The following is a 22,403-nucleotide window of genomic DNA, read 5'->3' on the forward strand; positions in this document are numbered from 1 at the left end:
TCGACGGAGAGTCTCCTCATGTCCGATGCCCGACACGACACCGCCGCCGAGGCCCGCCTCGAGGACGGTACCGCCGAGGGCCTGCACGCCGGCCGCCACCGCGGTACGGCTTCCGCCCACGACGAGGCCGAGGCGGTCCAGCCGCCGCACGGCCGCCACCGCCGGCCCTCCGGGTCCGCCGACATGGATGCCTGACGGGCCGAGGCCCGTTCCCGCCCCGCCCCGTGCGGGGTGATCGCGTCGTCAGGCGCCGCCGTGCCGCTGCGCACGACGAACGGCCGGCCGGTGATCCGGCCGGCCGTCGGCGTTGCCGGGACCCTCTCGGCCGCCGGAGGCCCGAGGGGCAGGCGAAGGCCGGTGGGGCAAGCGCCGAGGCCGGTGGGGCAAGCGGAGGTGCGCGGGGCAGGCGCCGAGGCCGCGCGCCGACCGCGTCGTGTGCGACCCGAAGCTGAACGTGGCCCGCCGGGCACCCGGCGCGGGGTGACGGCGGTCCGGTCGGCCTCGTCGCCCCGGTCGCACGCACGACGGGAAGACCGCGAGCGACGCCGTCTCCGCAGGGCATGGGCGACCCCCGACCGCACATCACTGGCACACCGTCAGCGAGGCCCGGCGCCAGTGACATTCGTCCTGACCAAGTCCGTACAAAACCCACTGCCCCCGCGGCAGCGCCGACCGTAATGTCAGTGACATGACGACGACAGTGAGTTTCACCAGGGCCGTCAAGACGTTCGGCGCGATACGCGCGGTGGACGGCGTCGACCTGGAGATCCAGCGGGGGGAGTGCGTCGCCCTGCTCGGCCGCAACGGCGCGGGCAAGTCCACCACGATCAGCCTGCTGCTCGGGCTCAACGAACCCGACGACGGCGAGGTGCGGCTCTTCGGCGCCACCCCGCACACCGCGGTCCGCGCGGGCCGGGTGGGCGCGATGCTGCAGGACGGCCGGCCGATCCCCCGGGTGACCGTCCAGGAACTGATCACCTTTGTGGCGCGCACCTACCCCGACCCCCTGCCCGTGGCCGAGGCCCTGGAACTGGCGGGCCTCACCGAGGTCGCCGGCCGCCGCGCCGACCGGCTCTCCGGGGGCCAGGCGCAGCGCGTCCGCTTCGCGGTGGCCCTGGCCGGCAACCCCGAGCTGATCGTGCTGGACGAGCCCACCGCCGCCCTCGACGTCGAGGCCCGGCGCGCCTTCTGGGACTCGATGCGGACCTATGCGGCACGCGGCAACACCGTCCTGTTCTCCACCCACTACCTGGAGGAGGCGGACGAGAACGCCGACCGCGTCGTGGTCATCGACCGCGGCCGGATCGTCGCCGACGACACCGGCGAACGCATCAAGCGCACGGTCGGCGGCAATCTCGTCTCCTTCGACCTGGCCGGAACCGCCGCCGAGGGCCTCGGGCGACTGCCCGGGGTGGTGTCGGCGGAAGTGCGCGGCGACCGTGCCGTGCTGCGCTGCGCCGACTCCGACGCCACGGTCGTCGCCCTCGCCGAGCGCGGCATGGTCCGCGGCCTGACGGTCACCGCCGCCAGCCTGGAGGAAGCGTTCCTCTCCCTGACCGCGCGTCCGGCCGCCGAGGACGACGCCGCCCCTGCCACCGCCAAGGAGAAGGTCTGATGCTGTTCGCCTACATCTCGTTGGAGATCCGGCGCACCCTCCGCGACGCCGGTTTCGTGATCTTCGGCGTCGGCATGCCGGTCATGATGTACCTGCTCTTCACCAACCTCGGGGTCAGCGGCTCGGAGGAGGACAAGGCGGCCGCGCTGGCCGCCATGATCGGCATGGCCGCCTACGGCGCGCTGGGCTCGGCGGTGAGCACCGGGTCGAGCGTCGCCGAGGACAAGGGGCTCGGCTGGCTGCGTCAGCTGCGGATCACCCCGATGTCCCCGCTGCTGGTCGTCACCGGCCGGTGCATCAGCGGCTCGATCACCGTGCTGCCCGCCATCCTGGCCGTCCTGCTGGCCGGCGGGCTCGTCAACGGCGTGGAGCTGCGGGCCTGGCAGTGGGCCGCCGTCGGGGGCCTGCTGTGGGTGGGCACCGCGCCCTTCACCCTGCTGGGCCTCGGCAACGGCTACCGGCTGTCCGGGCAGACCACCGGCGTGGTGAACATGGCCTGCAACCTGGGCCTGTCCGTCGTCGGCGGCCTGTGGATCCCCGCTTCCGTCTTCCCCGGCTGGCTGCGGGCGGTCTCCGAGTGGACCCCGTCCCAGCGCTTCGGCCAGCTCGGCTGGGCCATCGCGGACGGCGCGGCCCCGCGGGCGGGTGGCGTCGCGGTCCTCGCCGCGTGGACGGCCGTCTTCGGCGCGTACGCGGTGTACGCCTACCGCCGCTCGGCCCGCACTCCGTGAAGCCCGGCGGCACCGCGCACGAGGAGGAGGCAGCCGCCATGGCGATCACGACGGACCCCCGGCGGCCTCCGCCGGCCCGGATCCGGCACCGCTGGCGGCTGCTGCGGGTGACACGGTCCTATGACGAGGAGATCGAGGCCCTGCGGCCCCCGAACCGCCTCACCTTCCTGCCCTGGCTGCTGATGGGCGTGGGCGCGCTGTCCCACCTCCTGCAGGGCGAGGCCGCCCAGCCCTGGCTCGGGGGTCTCGGCCTGCTGGCCTTCAACTCCCTCTACATCGCGGTCGTCTTCACCGCCTTCGATCCGCGCGCCGCGGCCGGGAAGGCGCCCCGGCGCTATCTCCTCGCGCTGGCCGCGGTCACCTACGCCCTCGCCATCGGCTACGGCGGCACCTGGCTGGTGTTCTTCCCGCTGCTGTCGCTGGCCGCCGGGATCGTGGCGCGCGGCCGGCGGACGGGGCCGGTGCTCGTCGCCCTCGCGGTGTCCGCGGGAATCGTCGCCGGTCTGCGCAGCGGCGACCTCTGGGAGGGCGTGTCCATCGGGTACGGCAGCCTCATCTCGGGCCTGGTGACCGCGGCCATGCTCACCCTCCACGACGCGGTCACCCAGCTGCGCGCCACCCGTCAGGAGCTGGCTCGCAACGCCGTCGCCGAGGAGCGGCTGCGGTTCTCCCGCGACCTGCACGACCTGCTGGGGCACACCCTCTCCGTGGTCGTCGTCAAGGCCGAGGCCGCCCGCCGGCTCGCCCCGCGCGATCCGGAGGCCGCCCTCGCCCAGGTCGCCGACATCGAGGCGATCGGACGCCAGGCGCTCACCGAGATCCGCGAGGCCGTCACCGGCTACCGCGAGGGCAGTTGGTCCACCGAGCTGGACCGCGCCCGCTCGGCCCTGGCGGCCGCCGGGATCGAGGCCGTCGTCCAGGAGTCCGGGCCGCCGCCCCCGCGGACAGGGGCCCTTCTGGGGTGGGTGGTGCGGGAGGGTGTGACCAACGTCGTGCGGCACAGCGCGGCCGCCACCTGCCGCATCGAGCTGACCGCCGCCGGCGGGCGGGTCCGCCTGCGGATCACCGACGACGGCCGCGGCGTAGGCTCGGCCCCCGGAACCGGCTCCGGACTGCGGGGGCTCGCCGAACGGCTCGCCGCGGCCGGTGGCTCCCTCGCCACGGGCCCCGCACCGGGAGGCGGGTTCCGTGTGGAGGCCGAGCTGCCGGAGGAGGAGGGACAGGCGGCATGAGCGACGCCATCAAGGTCCTGCTCGCCGAGGACCAGGGGATGATGCGCGGGGCGCTCTCGCTGCTGCTGAACCTGGAGGACGACATCGAGGTCGTCGCACAGGTCGCCGCGGGCGACGAGATCGTCGCCGTGGCACTGCGCGCCCGGCCCGACGTCGCGCTGCTCGACATCGAGCTCCCCGGGCGCAGCGGGCTCGACGCGGCGGCGGAGCTGCGCGAGCGGCTCCCGGGATGCAAGGTGCTCATCCTCACGACGTTCGGCCGCCCCGGGTACCTGCGCCGCGCCATGGAGGCCGGGGCGTCCGGCTTCCTGGTCAAGGACGGCCCCGTCGAGGACCTCGCCGCCGCGATCCGGCGCGTGCTCGCCGGGCACCGCGTCATCGACCCCGCCCTGGCCGCGGCCGCCCTCAGCACCGGGCCGAGCCCGCTGACCCCGCGCGAGCAGGACGTCCTCAACGCCGCGGCGGACGGGGCGACCGTGGCCGACATCGCGGCGCGGGTGCATCTGTCGGAGTCGACGGTGCGGAACCACCTGTCCGCGGCCATCGGCAAGACGGGCACCCGCAACCGTATGGAGGCGGTGCGCACCGCCCGCCACAACGGCTGGCTCTGACCTCTGCCCGCGGCTGCGGTGCGGGTGGTCTGCGCCCGCGGCGGACGGTTCGCGGGCCCGCGCCAACCGCGCCGGGCAATCGGGCGGGCGGGAACCCCGACGGAGACCACCACGGACCCGCGCACCGCCGGCCGCACCCCTGGCGGGCGGCACAGAGGACGTGCGGGACGATGGGGGCATGAGCACGCCACCCCTCGCGGAAGTCCCCGCGGACGTCCTGGCCGCGTTCGAGGCGGCCAAGGGCTTCATGCCCACCCACGAGGGCCTCGCCCTCCTCGCGGCCGCCGCCGACGCCGCCGCCCGCCTCCCGGGCCTGCCCCTGCTGGAGGTCGGCACCTACTGCGGACGCTCCACGATCCTGCTGGCCGCCGCCGCCCGCGAGGCGGGGACCGTCGCCGTCACCGTCGACCACCACCGCGGCAGCGAGGAGCAGCAGCCCGGCTGGGAGTACCACGACCCGTCGCTCGTGGACCCCGAGGTCGGTCTGATGGACACCCTCCCCTCCTTCCGGCGCACCCTGCACGCCGCCGGGCTCGAGGAGCACGTCGTGGCGGTCGTGGGTCGCTCCCCGCAGGTCGCCGCGGTGTGGGGGAAGCCGCTCGCGCTCGTCTTCGTCGACGGCGGGCACACCGACGAGCACGCCGGCAACGACTACGCGGGCTGGGCGCCGCACGTCGCGCAGGACGGTCTCCTGGTCATCCACGACGTGTTCCCCGACCCGGCCGACGGTGGCCAGGCGCCCTGGCGGATCTACCGGCGGGCGCTGGAGTCGGGTGCGTTCACGGAAGTGTCCGCGACCGGTTCACTGCATGTACTCCGGCGTACGGACGCCGTGATCCACTACGGCGGTTAGCATCGCTGACGTGTTCAAGAACAAGGGCCGCTCGACCGTGGCCGTCGGGGCCGCGCTGGTGGTGGCGTGCGCGGCCGGGTGGCTGGTGTGGGACGCCGCGAGCGGACCGGACGACCCCGGACGCAACGGCGACCTCCCCCAGGGCGTGCGTCCGCTCCGTTCGGGCGCGCCGCCCGCCGACGCACCCTCCACCGGGGCGCCGTCCGCCCGGGCCGGCAAGCCGCTCGCGGGCAGGGTCGTGGTGCTGGACCCGGGGCACAACGCGCGCAACAGCCGGCACACGGCCGAGATCAACCGCCTGGTCGACATCGGTACCGCCCGCAAGGAGTGCGACACCACGGGCACGGCGACCAACGCGGGGTACGCCGAGGCCGCCTTCACCCTGGACGTGTCCCGGCGCGCCCGTACGCTGCTCGAGGCGCGCGGGGCCACCGTGCGGCTCACCTACGACGGCGACCGCGCGTACGGCCCCTGCATCGACGAGCGGGCCCGGATCGGGAACGAGGCCGAGGCCGACGCGGCGGTGTCGGTGCACGGCGACGGCTCGGCTGGCGGCCACCGCGGCTTCCACGTGATCATGCCCGCCGCGCTGCACCAGGGCATCGCGGACACCCGGAGGATCAGCGGGCCGTCGAGACTTCTCGGCGGCGCCCTCAAGCGGCACTTCGCGGGGGAGACGGGCACCCGGCCGTCCAACTACATCGGTGGCGGCACCGGCCTGGACGTCCGCCGCGACCTGGGCGGACTCAACCTCAGCACAGTGCCGAAGGTGTTGATCGAGTGCGGTAACATGCGCGACCCCGCGGACGCGGCGCTGATGACCAGCCCGGCCTGGCGGCAGAAGGCCGCGGAGGGCATCGCGGACGGCGTCACCGCGTTCCTGGAGGAGCGCGGGTGAGCGGCCGGTGAGCATCGGGTACCGATCGGGTCACCGACAGCCGGACCGGCCCCACCCCGCGGCGACCGTCCTCATACGATGGACAACGCCGACGACAGCGACAACGAGACGACTGACAAGGACTTCCAGTGAATAACCGCTCCCTCACCCGAGGAGACGGCGCGGTGATCGGCGCGGCGCTGCTGCTGCTGATCGCCTCGTTCCTGAACTTCTACGCCGCGAAGAACTGCGACGCGGACGGCTGCGCAGTCAACGCCTGGAAGAGCGAGCTGTTCCCGCTGCTGCCCTCGGTGCACCTGCTGGGCCTGATCGCCGCCGGCCTGTTCGTCGCCTCCCGCTTCCTGCCCGAGGGCCGCAAGCTGCTCGGCATCGGCCTGGCGCAGTGGGGCGCGGTGCTGGCCGTGGCCGCCGCCTGGGACGCCCTGTGGTCGCTCTTCAACGGCAACGAGATCTTCGAGCTGGCCACCGGCGCCTACCTCTCCTTCGTCGCCGCCGTCGCGCTCGCCGCCGTGATGCTGCTGACCCTCCGGGGCCTGCCCGCGCTCAAGGCGCCGCTGCTGCCCGCTCCGCGGCCCCGGCAGCCCCAGCAGCCCCAGCCGTACGGCGGCGTGCAGGGCGGTCAGCCGCACCCGGGCGGGCAGCAGGGCGGCTACGGCTACCCGGGGCAGGCCGGCGGGCACGGCCTGCCGGCGGACCAGTCGTTCGGCGGCGGCCAGTACGGCTACCCGCACTCCCAGCAGCAGCCCCAGGCCCAGCAGCAGCCCCAGCAGCAGCCCGCCGCGGAGTTCGCGGCCTTCTGGTTCGCGGTGCCCGTGACGCGGCCGCTGTACGCGGAGGACGGTTCGGCCCAGCAGATCGCCGAGCTGACCCCCGGCGTCTGGTACCTGGCGGTGGAGCAGCGCGGCGCAGGCCTGGTCGCGCAGACCCAGGACGGCCGCCGCGGCGTCCTTCAGGACGTCAGCGGCATCCAGCGCGGCTGACCCGCTCCCCCGCCCTCACGGGAAAGACCGCGCGCCTGTCACCCGCGCACCCCGCGCCCGCACGCGCCCGCACGCACGCGGAAGCCGTGCCCTCGGGCCGTCGGCCCGGGGGCACGGCTGTCTCCCCGCCGGTAGCGGACCGAGCTCATCCGCCGCTGAGCTGGGACAGCGAGGGCACCTTGTCGGTGACCTTGGCGCCCGCTCCCTCGCCGGCCGACTTGACGCCGCTGATGGTGTCCTGGAAGGTGCCCACGATGTCGTCGGTGCCCTGACCGCTGCGCAGCTTGCTCGGCAGGTCCTTGAGCGACTCGATGCCCGCGGTCAGCGGGGCCACCAGACGGGAGAGGGTCGGGTCGCCCTTGGCGTTCTCCGCGGCGGCCTTGAGCCGGTTGTAGGCGAAGGCCCCGGCCAGTCCCGCCTTCACCAGGGTGAGCTTGCGGCCGTCGGCGTCCTTCTCGAACTTGCCCTCGCGATAGGGCTTGACGATCCACTGGTAGGTCGCGCCGGCGGCCAGTCCCGCGTTGGCGACGAAGCGCGTCTTGGCGAGCTTCTGCTTCTCCACGGAGGAGGTGGGACTCGCGGTGCCGCCGCTCGCGGGATCGCCGGAGTCGCCGCCGCAGGCGGGGACGACCAGCAGCACGCCGGAGAGCAGAAGGGCGGTCAGAGCACGGCGCAAGGGCATGAGGGTCTCTCCCAGGGGGATGCGGTGCGTGCTCGCATCCTCGCCCCGGGCCCGGCCAGCGGCCACCGCACAGGGCCGTACGGGGCGTCAGGCCGCCTCCCGGCGACGGCGTTTGGCTGCGCCGATCGGGGCAAGACGGCAGGTATGTCCAGACGATATCGCGGCAATCCTGCGGCCACGATCATCATCGTGGCCGCCGACGTGGCGGCTTTCATCCTGATCCTGTGGATCCTGCTGTGGATGCTCGACGCCAACCGGGCCAACGGCTTCGTGGAGTGGATCCACGACGTGGCGTCCTGGCTCGGCGGCTGGGCCCACGGCATCTTCTCGACCCGGTCCGCCTGGGCGCGCACCCTGCTGGACTACGGTCTGCCGGCGGCGGTCTACCTGGTCGTCGGGCACGCCGTGGCGGGCCGGATCAACCGGGCCTGACGCCCGCTCACCGGCCGGCGCAGCACCCCGCCGCCGCGGGCACCAGCCCGAGCGGCAGCCGGTCGCCCCCGAAGACGGCCGTCGTCGCCTCGTCCCCTCCCAGGGCGGCGACGGCCAGCAGCAGCGCCCCCGCCGTCCACGTGGTGCGTTCCCGGGGCCACACGGCGGGGGCCGTGCCGGCCTGCGCGTCGCCCTCGAAGACGTACCCGGTCCAGTACATGCCGTCCTCGGCGCGCAGGTGCCGCATCGCGGCGAGGATCTCCACGGACCGGTCGGACTCCCCCATCGCCCACAGGGCCAGGGCGAGTTCGGCGCTCTCGCCGCCGGTGACCCAGGGGTTGGGCACCACGCAGCGGACCCCGAGGCCCGGCACCACGAACTCGTCCCATCGGGCCTGCACGCGCTCGCGGGCGGCCTCCCCGCGCAGCACCCCGCCGAGGACGGGGTAGTACCAGTCCATGGAGTAGCGGTGCTTGTCCAGGAACCGCTCGGGGTGGTGGGCGACGGCGTGGCCGAGCGCGCCGGCGGCCAGCTCCCAGTCGGGCTGCGGGTCCTCGCGGTACTCGGCGACGGCCAGCGCGCAGCGCAGCGCCTGGTAGATCGACGAGCAGCCGGTCATCAGCGCCTCCCGCGGATACGTCCCGTCGTCCTCGCGCCGCCAGGCGATCTCACCGCCGGGCAGCCGCAGTTCGAGGACGTACTCGACGGCCGCGTACAGCACCGGCCACATGCGCTCCAGGAAGGCGTCGTCGCCGGTGGAGAGGTGGTGGTGCCACACGCCGACGGCGACGTAGGCGCAGAAGTTGCTCTCCCGGGCCAGGTCGATGGGCTCGCACTCGCCTTCCTCGCCCTCCGCGCCGTCGGCCCAGCCGTACGCCGCGTACCAGGAGCCGTCCGGGTTCTGCCGGCGGGCGAGCCAGGTGTAGGCCGCCTCGGCGTGCTCGTGCTCGCCGGCGGCGTCCAGCGCCATGGCGGCCTCGACATGGTCCCAGGGGTCGAGGTGGCCGCCCTCGAACCACGGTATGGCGCCGTCCGGCCGCTGGACGGCGAGGATCCCGGCGACGGTCTGCGCGGCCTGCTCGGAGGTCAGTACGCCGGGCAGGACGAGGTGCTCGGTCCGCCTCACGCGTCGAGGCCCGTCTTCGGGGTGTGCGGCTTGGCGGCGTAGGCGACGAAGCTCTTGCCGATGAGCGGGTTGAGCGCGTTCTCGGCGAGCCGGGTGGCCAGCGGCTTCTTGATGATGTCCCAGACCAGCAGCTTGTGGTACAGCCGCACCGGCAGGGCCTCGTCGTTGTCCACGCCGACCGCGCACTTGATCCACCAGTACGGGGAGTGCAGCGCGTGCGCGTGGTGGCTGCCGTACGGGCGCAGACCCGCCTCGCGGATCCTTTCCAGCAGCTCGTCGGCCCGGTAGATGCGGATGTGGCCGCCCTCGACCTCGTGGTACGCGTCGGACAGCGCCCAGCAGACCTTCTCCGGCCCGTAGCGCGGCACGGTGACCGCGATGAGTCCGCCCGGCTTGAGGACGCGCACCATCTCGGCGAGCACGCCCTTGTCGTCCGGGATGTGCTCCATGACCTCGGAGACGATGACGCGGTCGAAGCTGTCGTCGGGGAACGGCAGGCTCAGCGCGTCGCCCTCCATCGCCGTGGCGGTCGCCCCGGCCGGGGCCTCCCCGGCCTCCTTCATCGCCGCGAACCACGAGGCGACCTCGCGGATCTCGTCACCGTTCCGGTCCAGGGCCACCACGTTCGCGCCGCGCCGGTAGCACTCGAAGGCGTGGCGGCCCGCGCCGCAGCCCAGGTCGAGCACCCGGTCGCCCGGGGCGAGCGGGAAGCGGGAGAAGTCGACGGTCAGCACGTGGAGCCTGCTTTCGTCCGGGACGGAGACTGGACAGTGGGCCGCGGCCCCCCGGCGGCCTCGATCGCCGCCCGGTAGTGCGCGACGGTGCCGGCGGCGGCCCGCTCCCAGGTGAAGCGGGTCAGTACGCGTTCCCGGCCGGCCAGACCGAGGCGGCGGCGCAGCCCCGGGTCGCCCAGCAGCCGGCCCAGCGCTGCGGCCAGCGCGCCCGGCTCCCCGGGCGGCACGGCCAGGCACGTCTCGCCGTCGGGCCCCGCGACCTCGGGGATGGCGCCGCCGGTCGTGGCGACCAGCGGCGTCCCGGTGGCCATGGCCTCGGCGGCCGGCAGCGAGAAGCCCTCGTACAGCGACGGCACGCAGGCGACCTGCGCGCTGCGCACCAGGTCGACCAGTTCCTCGTCGCTGACGCCCTTGACGAAGTCGACGGCGCCGCCGAGCCCGTGCCGCTCGATGGCGGCGGCCACCGGGCCGTCGTCGGCGCGCTTGCCGACGACGACGAGGTGCGCACCGGGGTGCTCGGCACGCAGCTTCGCCAGCGCCTCCACGAGGTGGACCAGGCCCTTGAGCGGCACGTCGGCACTGGAGGTGGTGACGATCCGGCCCGGCACCTCGGGCACGGAGGGGTCCGGCGAGAAGAGCCCGGTGTCGGCGCCGATGTGCACCACGTGCACCCGCTCCGGGCGCACCCCGAGGTGGTCGACGATCTCCTGCCGGGACGTGCCGGAGACGGTCAGCACGGACGGCAGCCGGCGGGAGACCCGCTTCTGCATCCGGGCGAAGCCGTACCACCGACGGACCGACGCCCGGCGCTTCCACCCCCGCGCGGCGTCGAGTTCGAGCTGCCGGTCGACCGTGATGGGGTGGTGAATGGTCGTCACGAGCGGCGCGCCGAGGGCGCGGGGGCCGCCGAGGAGGCCGTAGCCGAGGGTCTGGTTGTCGTGGATGACGTCGAAGTCCCCGCGCCGGGCGGCCAGGTGGCGGCGGGCGCGCAGGCTGAACGTCAGCGGCTCGGGGAAGCCGCCGGTCCACATCGTGCCGACCTCCAGCGCGTCCACCCAGTCGCGGTACTCCTCGCGCTTCGGGGTGCGGAACGGGTCGGGCTGGCGGTAGAGGTCGAGACTCGGCAGCTCGGTGAGGCGCACCCCGTCACCGACCGCGTCGAGCACGGGGTAGGGCTGGGCGCCGATCACCTCGACGCTGTGGCCGAGGCTGGCGAGTTCCCTGGACAGATGGCGTACGTAGACGCCCTGACCCCCGCAGAAGGGGTTCCCCTTGTAGGTGAGCAGCGCGATCCGGAGCGGCCCGGCCTCTGCGGTCACTCACGGCCCCCTTCTCGCTGCACGTCGGCGGGAGCGTAGCCGCCTGCGCCTCGATGGAACAAGTTTCAGAATCGGTTGCTCAGGGGTTGGCCCGAGAGCACGAAGATACCCGTCCCCCTGTGGGGCGCCCTGGCTGTGCCGGGTGATTCCCGCCACGCCCGGCGGTGGGAGCGCGCGGCTGCGAACAGGGCGTCATGTGCGAGGCCCGCGTGGGCCCTGCCGGTGTTTGCGCCGCTCCGGGCGGCGAGCGCCCGGTACACGTGAAGGGGCCGCGAGGAACGCCTGGAGCCCGCGGCGCGACCCCCGGTGCCTGCGGGCCTTACGAGCGACGGGTCGATGCAACCAGCCGATGAGCGGGACGATCTGTCCGCTCAGCCCAGCGATGCACTCACCGTACGCAACTCGTCCAGGGCCGACAGGACGTACCCGGTGAGCTCGTCCTTGCCGTCACGGTCGCCCTCGGACCATTCGGCGTACCCGCGCTTGAAGGCGAGGACGCCCAGCTCGCTCGCGAGGGCCGCGGCCGGGTCGGACAGGCCGCGGGCGACCAGGGCGGTCGTCATCGCAGCCGCCAGGCTGACGGTCTTGAGGGCGTCACGCTCCTGAAGCTCGACGCTGGCGGCGACGGCAGCCTTCAGGCGCGGGGCGAGCTCGCGATTCATGGGACCCATCGCGCTCGACGCGCGCTCAAGACCGGCAGCGACCGCCTCGAGCGGGCTGGCGTCATCGGGCGCCTCGGTGATCCCCTCGGCCAGCAGCCGGCTCAGCGTCTCCTGCCCGGCCACCATCAGCTCTCGCTTGTCAGGGAAGTACCGGAAGAAGGTGCTTTTGGTGACCCCGGCGCGCTCGGCGATCTGCGCGACCGTCGTGGCGTCGTACCCCTGCTCGGTGAACAGGTCGACTGCGGCCACGACAAGGCGTTCGCGTGCGCCTGGTTCCCATCGAGCCATGGCCCCATCATACGCGACGGGACTCTTGTCCCATCACTCTGCTAGGGTGATGGGACAAGAGTCCCGTCACTTGAGGAGAGCTGCATGCACGTCTTTGTCACGGGTGGCACTGGTCTGATCGGTTCCGCCGTCGTCGCCGAGCTGCTCGACCATGGCCACAGCGTCCTCGCACTCGCCCGTTCCGACGCCTCCGCGCTGGCCGCCGAGGCGGCCGGCGCCGAGCCCCTCCGGGGATCTCTCGCAGATCTCGACGTCCTTCGCTCCGGCGTCGCTCAGGCCGACGGGGTGATCCACCTGGCATTCGCCAACGACTTCAGCAGCCCCGACGCCCTCGCCAAGGCGGTCGCCGAGGAAAGCGCCGCCCTCGCGGCCCTCGGCGAGGAACTCGTCGGCAGCGACCGGCCCCTGGTCGCCTGCTCGGGTACGCCCCATGTGCCGGGCCGTGCCTCCACCGAGGCCGACCCGCTGCCGACCGACGGGCCGGTCGGTGGTCGTGGACGCGCCGTCACGGCGGTCCTGGGCCTGGCCTCGCGCCGGGTCCGGAGCACGGCCGTACGCCTGCCGCGCACGGTCCACAACCAGGGCACGGGCGGGTTCGCCGGCTTGCTGACCGACATCGCACGCCGGACCGGAGTGTCCGGCTACCCCGGCGACGGCACACAGCGCTGGCCGGCCATGCACGCGCTCGACGCGGCAGTCCTCTTCCGGCTCGCGCTGGAACACGCGGAAGCCGGCACCTCCTGGCACGCCGTGGGCGACGAGGGCGACCAGGTGCGTGACATCGCCGCGGTCATCGGCCGACGGCTGGGCCTGCCGGTCGAGTCGGTGCCGTCGCAGACGTACGGCCCTCTCGGCCCGATCTTCGCGAACGACCAGCCCTCGTCCAGCGCCCACACCCGGCAGACCCTCGGCTGGGAGCAGAAGCACCTCAGCCTCCTGGAGGACCTGGAGAACATCCAGCCCTGAGCGGCGACCGGAGGGCCCGAGCTGCTGTCCGCGGTCCGCGTCATCGAACACACCTGGCACTCGGCACTGGTGGGATGGCTGTCCGGACGCGCCTCCAGCGACCAGGTAACGACCGACATCACGACCGTCTGCCGGCTCGTCGGCCTGACCGCTCCCCGGGGCCCGCGGGCCCGAGCGCCGGCCCTGCCGTGCATCCCCGGACGAAACCACCGGACGAAACCACCGGGCGAGAGCACCGGGCGAGAGCACCGGGCGGGAACGCCGGCCGGGCCTCCCGCGGCGTCCCCGCGCCGCTGACATCGACACGCCTGCCCGCCGTACCGCCGCGCCCCGGCCGCGTCCGGCGCGGTGTGAGGCAGACCGCACACGCCCGGGGGCGGCCCGTCTGAGGAGCCCGGCTAAGGTGTGGTCGACACAACCAAGTCCATTCACGTCCGAGTGGGGGAAGCCGGTGCGAATCCGGCGCTGACCCGCAACCGTGAGCCGCCCCCGACCGGGGACGGCCCAGCCGGAGCACCCGCGCGGACGGGAGCGGCTCTTCCGTCGAGGTACACGGAGTCGGAGCCCGGTGCCGTGACAGCGCGCCCGCATCCGTCTGCGCGACCGCTCACCCGAAAGGCACCCACCCGATGCACCTGCGCCGCACCGCCGCGGCCGCTCTGGCCGCCGTCAGCGCGCTCCTCATAGCCGCGTCGCCCTCCCCTTCACCCGCGGCGGCTCCCGCCGCTCTGTACGGGGACGCCGACCCGACGTACGACGGCGTGTGGCGCCAGTCGTACGCGCTGCTGGCGCTGCACGCGGCCGGCGTCGAACCGTCCGGGGAAGCGGTGACGTGGCTCGCCGGGCAGCAGTGCGCGGACGGCGGCTTCGCCTCGTACCGCCAGGACCCGGCGGCCCCCTGCGACCCGAAGACCGAGGACACCAACGCCACCGCCATAGCCGTCCAGGCGCTCGCCGTCCACAAGCAGGACGCCGCCGTCAGGCGCGCCGCCGGCTGGCTCGCCAAGGTGCAGAACCGCGACGGCGGCTGGTCCTACAACCCCGGGGGCGCCTCCGACGCCGACTCCACCGCCGTCGTCATCGGCGGCCTCGAGGCGGCCGGCACCGATGCCGAGTCGGTGACCTCCGACGGCCGGTCGCCCTCTGACGCGCTGCACTCCCTGCAGCTGGCCTGCGGCACGAAGGACGGCGGCGCGTTCGCGTACCAGGCCGACGCCAAGACCGGCGCCCTCACGGCCAACGCCAAGGCCACCGCCGACGCCGTACGCGCCGCGCAGGGCGCGGGCTTCCTCGTCGAGGCACCCGGTCGCGACGTCGCGGTGCGCTCCGGATGCGGCGGCAGCGCCGCGGACGCGGGCGCCGCCTGGCTCGCGGCCGGACTCGCCGCGGGCGGCGGCCACTTCGACGCCCTCACCCCCGGCTCCGACCAGAAGACCCCCGACTACGGCACCACGGCCGACGCCGTCATCGCCCTCGCCGCCGGCGGCCACCTCGACGCCGCCAAGGGCGCGTACACATGGCTCGCCGCCAACTCCGCCGCCTGGGCGAAGGGCAGCCCCACCGCCCTCGCGCAGCTCGCCCTCGCCGCGCACGCCACCGGCAACCCCATGAACGACCACATCGCGAAGCTCAGCGCCCTCGGCCCGGTCGCCGAGCACACCTCCGCCCCGGCCTCCGACTCGGCCTCCGACTCCTCGGGCGGCAGTTCGGTGTGGTGGATCGTCGGCGCCGGCCTGGTCGCCGGCATCGGCATCGGGGTGCTGCTCTCCGGCCGGAAGCGCCGGTCGTGAGGCGGCCGCCTCTCGCGGCGGCGGCACTCCTCCTGGCCCTGGTGGCCGCCCTCGTCACGACGCCCGCCCACGCGGCCAGTTACCGGTACTGGTCCTTCTGGCAGCGGGACGCGGCCACCGACGCCTGGACGTTCGCCACGACCGGTCCCGCCCTCAGCCACCCCGGCGACGGGGCCGTCGAGGGCTGGCGCTTCGGCGTCAGCCCGGACGCCGCATCGGCCGCCCGCCCCCGCGGCGCGGCCCGCTTCGCCGAGGTCTGCGGCGGCACCCCGGCCCGCCCCGGCACCAAGCGCGTCGCCCTGCTGCTCGACTTCGGCACCGCCGCCGACGCCCCGGCCGCCCGCGCCGCCTGCGCCCGCGTCCCCGAGGACGCCACCTCCGCCGACGCCCTCGCCGCGGTCGCGCCCCCGCTGCGCTACGACTCCGCGGGCATCGTCTGCGCCATCGCCGGCTACCCCGCCAAGGGCTGCGGCGAGCAGGTCACCGACACCGCCGCGGCCCCCGCGCCCACCTCCTCCTCCCCCGGCCCCGCGCTCGGCGCGTACGGCGCCGCAGCCGTCGTCCTCCTGGTCGCCGCGGCCGCCGCCTGGCAGGTCCGCCGCCGTCGAGGCGACCGCCCGTGACCACCGCCACGCCTCATCCCGGGCTCCGGCTCCACGGCGCGGCACCCCGGGCGCGGCGCGTCCTCGCCCTGTCGGCCGGGTCGCGCCCGCGCGAGCGCAGGGCGGCGGACGCCGGCGCGGCGGCCCCGCTCCTCGGCACGGCTGCGCGGACCCGGCGGGACGGTGCCCCGCCGCTCGCCACCGGCACGGCGGGCACGAGCGGCGCCCCGGGCGCGGCGCCGGCCGGCGCGAGCGCGCGGCCCGCACCCCTCGCGGCCCGGGAGGCGCGACCCCCCGCGGGCCGCGACCACCACGGCCACGGACACGACCCCGAGGGCGGCGGCTCCGCTCGCCGGTGGGCGCTGCCCCGCCGTCGGCCCGAGCCCGCGGCGGCGGACCGGCGGGACGAGGCCCCCCGGTCCGCCGCGTCCGCGGGACGGGGCCGGGCGCGGGGTCCGCACGCGGGGGCGTGGTGGCTGTGGGCGCTGGGTCTGGCCACGGCCGCGTCCCGCACGACGAACCCCGCGCTGCTCGCGCTGCTCGCCGCGGTCGCCGGCTACGTCGTGGCCGCGTGCCGGGTGCCGGACGCCCCCTGGGCGCGCTCGTACGCCGCCTTCCTGCGCCTCGGCCTGGTCGTGATCGTCATCCGCCTCGGCTTCGCCGTCGTCCTGGGCTCCCCCGTCCCCGGCACGCACACCGTGCTGACCCTCCCCGAAGTGCCGCTGCCGGACTGGGCGCAGGGGGTCCGGCTCGGCGGGCGAGTGACCGCCGAGGGGCTGTGGTTCGCCTTCCGCGAGGGCATGCGGCTGGCCACCCTTCTGGCCTGCCTCGGCGCCGCGAACGCCCTGGCCAACCCCGCTCGGCTGCTGAAGTCGCTCCCCGGCGCCCTGTACGAGGCGGGCGTCGCCGTGGTCGTCGCGATGACCTTCGCGCCGCATCTGGTCGCCGACGTTCGCCGTCTGCGGACGGCCCGCCGGCTGCGGGGCCGCGCGGACCGGGGCGTACGGGCCCTGCTGCAGGTCGGCCTGCCCGTCCTGGAGGGCGCCCTGGAGCGTTCCGTCGCCCTCGCGGCCGCCATGGACGCCCGCGGCTACGGCCGCACCGCCGAGGTGCCGTCGGCCGTGCGCCGGGCGACCGCCGCACTGACCCTCGGCGGACTGCTCGGGCTGTGCGCGGGCACCTACGCGCTGCTGGCCGCCGCGGGCGCCGCGTACGGCCTGCTGCTGGCCGGTGCGGCCGCGGCCGTCGCGGGACTGCGGCTCGGCGGGCGCCGATCGGTGCGCACCCGCTACCGCCCCGACCGCTGGGACGCGACCGCCTGGCTGGTCACCGCCTCGGGCCTGGCTGTCGCCGCGCTGACGATCTGGGCCGCCGGGGCCCTGCCCGCCGACCTGGACCCGCCCGTGGTGCCGCTGACCGCGCCGTCGCTGCCGCTGTGGCCCGCGGCCGCCGTCCTGCTGGGGCTGCTGCCCGCGCATCTGAGAGGAGCCCGCCCGTGATCCGCTTCGAGCAGGTCTCCGTCCGTTACGACGGCGCCGCCGAACCCGCCCTCGCCGGTGTCGACCTGACCGTGCCCGAGGGCGAGCTCTGCCTGGTCGTCGGCCCCTCCGGCACCGGCAAGTCCACCCTGCTCGGCGCCGTCTCCGGCCTCGTGCCGCACTTCACCGGGGGCGTGCTGACCGGCCGGGTCACGGTCGCCGGGCACGACACGCGCAGCCACAAGCCGCGTGAACTCGCCCATGTCGTCGGCAGTGTGGGGCAGGACCCGCTGGCGCACTTCGTCACCGACACCGTCGAGGACGAACTCGCGTACGGCATGGAGTCGATCGGCCTCGCCCCCGACGTGATGCGCCGCCGCGTCGAGGAGACCCTCGACCTGCTCGGCCTCGCCGACCTGCGCGACCGCCCGATCAGCACTCTCTCCGGCGGGCAGCAGCAGCGTGTCGCGATCGGCTCGGTGCTCACCGTCCACCCGCGGGTGCTGGTGCTGGACGAGCCGACCTCCGCACTCGACCCGGCCGCGGCCGAGGACGTGCTCGCCGTGCTGCAGCGGCTCGTCCACGACCTGGGGACGACCGTGCTCGTGGCCGAGCACCGCCTGGAGCGGGTCGTGCAGTACGCCGACCAGGTCGTCCTCCTGCCCGGCGGGGGCGCCGCCCCGGTCTGCGGGCCGCCGGCCGAGGTCATGGCCCTCTCGCCCGTCCGTCCCCCGGTCGTCGAGCTCGGCCGCCTCGCGGACTGGTCGCCACTGCCGCTGTCGGTGCGCGACGCCCGCCGTGCCGCCGCCCCGCTGCGCGAGCGTCTCGCCGGCCGCACCCCGCCCCCGGCGCCCGCGCCCGCACAGGGCGAGCCCGTGGCGGCCGTGGCGGGCCTCACCGTGCGCCGCGGCCGCCTGGAGGCGCTGCGCGCGGTGGACCTGACCGTACGGCCCGGCGAGACCGTCGCCCTGATGGGCCGCAACGGCGCGGGCAAGTCCACCCTGCTGGCCGTCCTCGCCGGGATGACGGCCCCCACCTCGGGCAGTGCGACCGTCGGCGGCCTGCAGCCGTCCCGCACCAGGCCCGCGGAGCTGATCCGCCGGGTGGGCCTCGTCCCGCAGGACCCCCGGGACCTGCTGTACGCCGACACCGTCGCCGCCGAGTGCGCCGCCGCCGACGCCGACGCCCGCGCCACCCCCGGCACCTGCCGCGCCCTGGTCGGCGAACTGCTGCCCGGGGTCGCCGGCGGCGCCCACCCGCGTGACCTCTCCGAGGGGCAGCGCCTGGCCCTCGCCCTCGCCGTCGTGCTGACCGCCCGGCCCCCGCTGATCCTCCTCGACGAGCCGACCCGCGGCCTGGACTACGCCGCCAAGGCCCGACTCGCCGCACACCTGCGTGCGCTCGCCGCGGACGGCCACGCCGTCGTCCTCGCCACCCACGACGTCGAACTCGCCGCCGAGCTGGCCCACCGCGTCGTCGTCCTCGCCGACGGCGACCTCGTCGCGGACGGCCCCACCCCGGAAGTCGTCGTCTCCTCACCCGCGTTCGCCCCGCAGGTCGCCAAGGTGCTCAGCCCGCTGCCGTGGCTGACGGTCGATCAGGTCGGCTCGGCACTGGCGGGGACGGCATGACGGCGCGTCCTCGGGCCGTGCGGCTGGGCAGGCGGTCCGTCGCCGCGCTCGTGCTGGTCTCCGTGATCGGCGTCGCCGCGTTCGGCTGGCCGCTGCTCGCCGACCCGGGTTCCGGGCTCGCCCACAGCGCGGACGCCCCCTGGCTGTTCGCGCTGCTGCTGCCGCTGCTGCTGGCCGTCGTCATGGCGACGATCGCCGACGGCAGCGAGGGCCTGAGTGCCAAGTCCGTCGCCATGCTCGGCGTACTGGCCGCGGCGGGCGCGGCGCTGCGTCCACTGGGTGGCGGCACGGCGGGCATCGAGCCCATGTTCTTCCTCGTCGCCCTGTCCGGCCGGGTGCTCGGCCCAGGGTTCGGCTTCTCGCTGGGCGCGCTCACGATGTTCGCCTCGGCCCTGCTCACGGGCGGGGTCGGGCCGTGGATGCCGTTCCAGATGCTCTCGATGGGCTGGGTGGCCCTCGGCGCGGGACTACTCCCGGGCGCCGCGGCGTTGCGCGGGCGGGGGGAGCTCGTGCTGGTCGCCGGCTACGGGGCGGTGGCGTCGATCGCGTACGGGACGGTCATGAACCTGCAGGGCTGGCCGTATCTCGGCGGCATGTCCTCCGGGGTCTCCTTCGTGCCGGGCGACCCGCTCACCGACAACCTCGCCCGCTTCGCCGCGTACTGCCTGGCCACCTCGCTCGGCTGGGACGTGCCGCGCGCCGTGCTGACCGCCGTACTGGTCCTCACCCTGGGCCCGTTCGTGCTGCGCGCACTGCGCCGGGCCACCAGGCGCGCGGCGTTCGGCGCGCCGGTGGGCTTCGGGGCGGCGGACGGCGGCCCGGAGAGCGGCGCTTCGCGCCCGCCGCGAGTGCCGCGGCAGCCGCGCTGAGGGCCCGGCGCGCCGGGGCGACCGGGTCGCCGGCGCCCGGGGCGTCGCGCTGACCGGACGGGCTATGCCCCGAACGCCGTCCACCGCCCTTCGGAGACCACCTCGACCGCCCCGTCGACGACCTTGACGGCCGTCTGCTCGTCGATGGCGTAGGCAGGGCCGCCGATGTCGGCGGCCCACCGCTGCGCGTCCGCCAGGGTGTTCTGCGGAAAGGCGTCCAGGTGCGGAAAGATCGAGAAGTCGACGACGCCCAGGGTGCGGTCGTCCGGAGCTGACGGCCACTCGGTGAAGTAGGCCCCGATCCGCGGGGTCATCACCATGCTTCCGGCGCTCACTCCCACCCAGACCGTGTCGGGCAGCGAAGGCAGCAGATCGGCCAGCCCGGACTCCCGCATCCAATGGCACAGGTAGGTCGCGTCGCCGCCGTCGACCAGGAGCACGTCGGCCTCCCGGACCCAGGGCACCCATCGCTCCGCGCCGATGGTGGGCAGCGCGGTGAGCTCGAGGACGCCGAGCGACGCCCAGCCCAGGCCGGTGAGGTGCTGCCACCGGGGCTCGGCGGCCATGAGGCCACGCACCGAGGCCGGACCGCACATCGGGTGACCCCACTGAGCGGTCGGGACGCAGAGGGCGCGGCACTCGTCGATCGGCTTGCCGAGAAGCTGCAGGAGCGCCGCCCGGATGCTCGGGTTCGTGACCCCGCCTGACGTGAGCAAGAGCTTCAAGGTGCCCTCCAAGTACGCGCGCGAAAGATGGATGTATCCGAAGACCCGGAACGGCGCCGGAACTCATCGCCGTTCGGAGGACCCCGGCAGCCTCAGGCGGGTCCCTCGAGGAAGTCCGACGCCGGATCACCATCACGAACGGCGGCGAGCCCGTCCTCGCCAAGCCGGGCCGGCTGGTGACGAAGAGGAGTGCGAGGAACGGCTGGACGAGATCCGGAGCGAGCGGGACCGGGTGCGCGCCGCGCAGGAGGCAGCCGGCCTGCCCGGACGCGGGAGGGTACGGGCGCTGCTCGTTTTGGGTATGCCAAAAGCGACCGCGCGCCGCATGTCCGGCTACCAGAGGCCGCCACTCGAGGCCCAGCCGTGCTCGGGTCGCCGGTTGTGGACCGGACCCGTGAACCCTTCGTTTGGAGGCCTCTCGTGGCTACGCGCGGAACCGTCTCCTCGGGCGTGCAGGTGTGCTCGCTCAAGGTCGACACGCCCCAGTCGATCCAACCCGGCACGACCTATCAGATCGTACGGTTCCCGTTCGGGACGGCCGAGCCCGCGGACCGTTCCACGATGCATCAGGTGGTGCAGCCGGACGGGTACGTCATCACGAACTGGGCCACCGACGACCGGTCGGGGCTGATCTGGCCGTCGAAGTCCGGGTGGGGCCACCTGTACTCCCTCTTGCAGTGGGAGGCCGGCGCGACCGAGTACCGCGATCAGTACGTGCGTGATCCGCTCAACCTCGGCTCGCCGACACCGAGCGACACCACGGCGACGGACCACCGGCCGCCGTCTGTCGGCGCCCAGTTCTGGACCAAGGGTCACGGGATTTTCGTGAACCCGCAGACACCGATCGCGCTGCGCGTCACCCACAACGCCCCCAACCCGATCAACCTCACGCTTGCCGAGTTCAAACTCGTCATCCACGACGTCGCCTAGGAGGACATGTGGCTACTCCACTCAGCCCGGATGAACTCGTGCGGATCCTGCGGGCCGAGGGCGTCCGTGTCGCGGAGTATCCGGGGTGGCGCACCCGCTCCCGGGACGCCGCGACCGGCAACACGTTCGGGCCGGTCCACCTGATCGTCAACCACCACACCGCGGGCAGCAACTCCCTCGACGTGGTCGCAAAGAACGGCGTCCCCGGCCTGCCCGCGCCGCTGGCCCACACCCACCTCGACAAGTCCGGCCTCGCAACGATGTGCTCGGCGGGGCGGGCGAACCACGCCGGGCTCGTGGCGTCCAACGCGTACACCTCGTTCCTCGAGGAGAGGACCACGCACCCGGCGCCCTCAAAGGCGTCGGGCACGCTCGACGGGAACGACGTCGCCTACGGCATCGAGGTCGAGAACCTCGGCAACGGCGCCGACGTGTACACGCGCGCCCAGTACGACGCGTGGGTCCGCTGGAACGCGGCGATCTGCCGCCGCTACGGTTGGTCCGCGGAGTCCGTCGCGGGGCACCTGGAGACCAGCGTCGAGGGGAAGATCGACCCGCGCGGCCCGGTCGAGGGCTACGGGCGCCGGGGCCGGTTCACGTTCAGCATGGCGCAGTTCCGTAAGGACGTCGCCGAACGCCTCACCCATCCTGCCGCTTGGAACCCCGAGGAGGACGACATGCCCACCGCCGACGAGATCGCCACCGCAGTGCTGAAGAAGGACCGGATCATCAGCATCCCGGGCGCCCCGGCCGGCAACCCGACGTGGACGCTGTCGAGCTCGATCACAGAGATCCTCAAGCGCCTCGACAGGGCGAACGCGGCGCTGGCCGCGCAGTCGGCTGCGATCACCGCGCTGGCCGGGCAACTCGGCCGGGACGTCGGCACCGCGGCCGTGGTGGCTGCTGTCGAGGCCGCCATCGCTGCCGCGGTCGTCCGGGTCGACGTCACGGTCGCCGACCACACCTGACCGGCGGCCGGCACGCCCCCGCGCCGGCCGCCTTCGTCTCAGGAACGGACTCCCTGTCCGTCCTTCACCTGCCGGGCACCGACGTCATGGCCCGGACCGCGGGCGCCTACGCGCGTGACCTCGCCAAGCGCGTCGTCGTGACGTTTCTGCACAGGCTCCGTGCCTGTCGGAAGGCGCCTACTGAAGCGGCCATAGTGGCTTGGGAGAGGTCCCCGCCCAGCCAGTCATCGCGACCGCGGCGCCCAGCCGTTGACCGTGGTCGACCACCCGATGCGGCACGG

At 74.6% G+C, this 22,403-nt stretch carries 23 protein-coding genes, 1 pseudogene and 1 riboswitch; of the genes and pseudogenes, 18 read left to right on the plus strand and 6 right to left on the minus strand.

Translation table 11 applies throughout. The annotated features are described in order from the left end of the window. The first annotated feature begins 18 nt into the window (after positions 1-18). The 8 genes from ACRWND_RS22455 to ACRWND_RS22490 all read left to right on the plus strand — a co-directional run bounded on the left by ACRWND_RS22455 (position 19) and on the right by ACRWND_RS22490 (position 6,920). Complete coding sequence (locus ACRWND_RS22455) at positions 19-195, plus strand: hypothetical protein (protein WP_431952185.1); 177 nt, start codon at positions 19-21, stop codon at positions 193-195. Between the two features lie 505 nt (positions 196-700). Further along, a complete protein-coding gene (locus ACRWND_RS22460) occupies positions 701-1,615 on the plus strand; it encodes an ABC transporter ATP-binding protein (RefSeq protein WP_431952261.1) in 915 nt (304 codons plus the stop codon). Beyond that, positions 1,615-2,346, plus strand: coding sequence for an ABC transporter permease (locus ACRWND_RS22465; protein WP_431952187.1), 732 nt, complete (start codon positions 1,615-1,617; stop codon positions 2,344-2,346). The genes ACRWND_RS22460 and ACRWND_RS22465 overlap by 1 nt, the downstream gene beginning before the upstream one ends. A gap of 38 nt (positions 2,347-2,384) precedes the next feature. Further along, complete coding sequence (locus ACRWND_RS22470) at positions 2,385-3,578, plus strand: sensor histidine kinase (protein ID WP_431952189.1); 1,194 nt, start codon at positions 2,385-2,387, stop codon at positions 3,576-3,578. Next, positions 3,575-4,189: a response regulator gene (locus tag ACRWND_RS22475; protein WP_431952191.1), complete on the plus strand. Its 615-nt coding sequence runs from the start codon at positions 3,575-3,577 to the stop codon at positions 4,187-4,189. The genes ACRWND_RS22470 and ACRWND_RS22475 overlap by 4 nt, the downstream gene beginning before the upstream one ends. Positions 4,190-4,367: 178 nt before the next feature. After that, entirely contained in the window at positions 4,368-5,042 is a 675-nt protein-coding gene (locus tag ACRWND_RS22480; RefSeq protein WP_431952193.1) for a class I SAM-dependent methyltransferase, read from the plus strand. Between the two features lie 10 nt (positions 5,043-5,052). Next, positions 5,053-5,940 carry an N-acetylmuramoyl-L-alanine amidase gene (locus tag ACRWND_RS22485; protein ID WP_431952195.1) on the plus strand — a complete coding sequence of 296 codons (888 nt, stop codon included), beginning with the start codon at positions 5,053-5,055 and terminating at the stop codon, positions 5,938-5,940. Between the two features lie 128 nt (positions 5,941-6,068). Continuing rightward, entirely contained in the window at positions 6,069-6,920 is an 852-nt protein-coding gene (locus ACRWND_RS22490; RefSeq protein WP_431952197.1) for a hypothetical protein, read from the plus strand. Between the two features lie 145 nt (positions 6,921-7,065). Here the strand turns inward: ACRWND_RS22490 and ACRWND_RS22495 are convergent, their stop codons facing one another. Further along, a complete protein-coding gene (locus ACRWND_RS22495) occupies positions 7,066-7,602 on the minus strand; it encodes a hypothetical protein (protein WP_431952199.1) in 537 nt (178 codons plus the stop codon). A gap of 144 nt (positions 7,603-7,746) precedes the next feature. On the opposite strand from ACRWND_RS22495, the gene ACRWND_RS22500 reads away from it, so the two are divergent. Further along, the gene (locus ACRWND_RS22500) at positions 7,747-8,034 is read left to right on the plus strand and encodes a hypothetical protein (protein ID WP_431952201.1); all 288 of its coding nucleotides are present in this window, start codon (positions 7,747-7,749) and stop codon (positions 8,032-8,034) included. A gap of 7 nt (positions 8,035-8,041) precedes the next feature. Here ACRWND_RS22500 and ACRWND_RS22505 read toward each other — a convergent pair whose 3' ends face one another. The 4 genes from ACRWND_RS22505 to ACRWND_RS22520 all read right to left on the minus strand — a co-directional run bounded on the left by ACRWND_RS22505 (position 8,042) and on the right by ACRWND_RS22520 (position 12,163). After that, a complete protein-coding gene (locus ACRWND_RS22505) occupies positions 8,042-9,160 on the minus strand; it encodes a prenyltransferase (RefSeq protein WP_431952203.1) in 1,119 nt (372 codons plus the stop codon). Next, positions 9,157-9,894 carry a methyltransferase domain-containing protein gene (locus ACRWND_RS22510; RefSeq protein ID WP_431952205.1) on the minus strand — a complete coding sequence of 246 codons (738 nt, stop codon included), beginning with the start codon at positions 9,892-9,894 and terminating at the stop codon, positions 9,157-9,159. Before ACRWND_RS22510 ends, ACRWND_RS22505 begins: the two co-directional genes overlap by 4 nt. Continuing rightward, positions 9,888-11,213: a glycosyltransferase family 4 protein gene (locus ACRWND_RS22515; protein ID WP_431952207.1), complete on the minus strand. Its 1,326-nt coding sequence runs from the start codon at positions 11,211-11,213 to the stop codon at positions 9,888-9,890. The genes ACRWND_RS22510 and ACRWND_RS22515 overlap by 7 nt, the downstream gene beginning before the upstream one ends. 371 nt (positions 11,214-11,584) lie before the next feature. Continuing rightward, complete coding sequence (locus ACRWND_RS22520; protein WP_431952209.1) at positions 11,585-12,163, minus strand: TetR/AcrR family transcriptional regulator; 579 nt, start codon at positions 12,161-12,163, stop codon at positions 11,585-11,587. Positions 12,164-12,247: 84 nt separating this feature from the next. On the opposite strand from ACRWND_RS22520, the gene ACRWND_RS22525 reads away from it, so the two are divergent. From ACRWND_RS22525 to ACRWND_RS22555, 7 genes and pseudogenes are all read left to right on the plus strand, one after another. Beyond that, positions 12,248-13,129: an SDR family oxidoreductase gene (locus ACRWND_RS22525; protein ID WP_431952211.1), complete on the plus strand. Its 882-nt coding sequence runs from the start codon at positions 12,248-12,250 to the stop codon at positions 13,127-13,129. Positions 13,130-13,144: 15 nt separating this feature from the next. Beyond that, positions 13,145-13,297 (plus strand): annotated as a pseudogene (locus ACRWND_RS22530) (TetR family transcriptional regulator); the annotation flags it as partial. 251 nt (positions 13,298-13,548) lie between these two features. Beyond that, a riboswitch (cobalamin riboswitch) is annotated at positions 13,549-13,668 on the plus strand. Between the two features lie 90 nt (positions 13,669-13,758). Then, on the plus strand, positions 13,759-14,919 hold the full coding sequence (locus tag ACRWND_RS22535) for a prenyltransferase/squalene oxidase repeat-containing protein (protein WP_431952213.1): 1,161 nt from the start codon (positions 13,759-13,761) through the stop codon (positions 14,917-14,919). After that, positions 14,916-15,542 carry an SCO2322 family protein gene (locus ACRWND_RS22540; protein ID WP_431952215.1) on the plus strand — a complete coding sequence of 209 codons (627 nt, stop codon included), beginning with the start codon at positions 14,916-14,918 and terminating at the stop codon, positions 15,540-15,542. The genes ACRWND_RS22535 and ACRWND_RS22540 overlap by 4 nt, the downstream gene beginning before the upstream one ends. Before the next feature lie 341 nt (positions 15,543-15,883). Further along, positions 15,884-17,020, plus strand: a complete 1,137-nt coding sequence (locus ACRWND_RS22545) for a CbiQ family ECF transporter T component (protein ID WP_431952263.1) — start codon at positions 15,884-15,886, stop codon at positions 17,018-17,020. After that, on the plus strand, positions 17,017-18,630 hold the full coding sequence (locus ACRWND_RS22550) for an ABC transporter ATP-binding protein (RefSeq protein ID WP_431952217.1): 1,614 nt from the start codon (positions 17,017-17,019) through the stop codon (positions 18,628-18,630). The genes ACRWND_RS22545 and ACRWND_RS22550 overlap by 4 nt, the downstream gene beginning before the upstream one ends. Beyond that, a complete protein-coding gene (locus ACRWND_RS22555; protein WP_431952219.1) occupies positions 18,627-19,499 on the plus strand; it encodes an ECF transporter S component in 873 nt (290 codons plus the stop codon). The genes ACRWND_RS22550 and ACRWND_RS22555 overlap by 4 nt, the downstream gene beginning before the upstream one ends. A gap of 62 nt (positions 19,500-19,561) precedes the next feature. On the opposite strand, the gene ACRWND_RS22560 is transcribed toward ACRWND_RS22555, so the two are convergent. Further along, positions 19,562-20,224 carry a Type 1 glutamine amidotransferase-like domain-containing protein gene (locus tag ACRWND_RS22560; RefSeq protein WP_431952221.1) on the minus strand — a complete coding sequence of 221 codons (663 nt, stop codon included), beginning with the start codon at positions 20,222-20,224 and terminating at the stop codon, positions 19,562-19,564. A gap of 420 nt (positions 20,225-20,644) precedes the next feature. On the opposite strand from ACRWND_RS22560, the gene ACRWND_RS22565 reads away from it, so the two are divergent. Together ACRWND_RS22565 and ACRWND_RS22570 are read left to right on the plus strand one after the other, a co-directional pair. Continuing rightward, positions 20,645-21,154 carry a hypothetical protein gene (locus ACRWND_RS22565; protein WP_431952223.1) on the plus strand — a complete coding sequence of 170 codons (510 nt, stop codon included), beginning with the start codon at positions 20,645-20,647 and terminating at the stop codon, positions 21,152-21,154. 8 nt (positions 21,155-21,162) lie between these two features. Beyond that, on the plus strand, positions 21,163-22,122 hold the full coding sequence (locus tag ACRWND_RS22570; protein ID WP_431952225.1) for a peptidoglycan recognition protein family protein: 960 nt from the start codon (positions 21,163-21,165) through the stop codon (positions 22,120-22,122). The last annotated feature ends 281 nt before the right edge of the window (positions 22,123-22,403 follow it).

The organism is Actinacidiphila sp. bgisy167, assembly GCF_965342175.1.
In the GTDB taxonomy this organism is placed as follows: Bacteria; Actinomycetota; Actinomycetes; order Streptomycetales; family Streptomycetaceae; genus Actinacidiphila.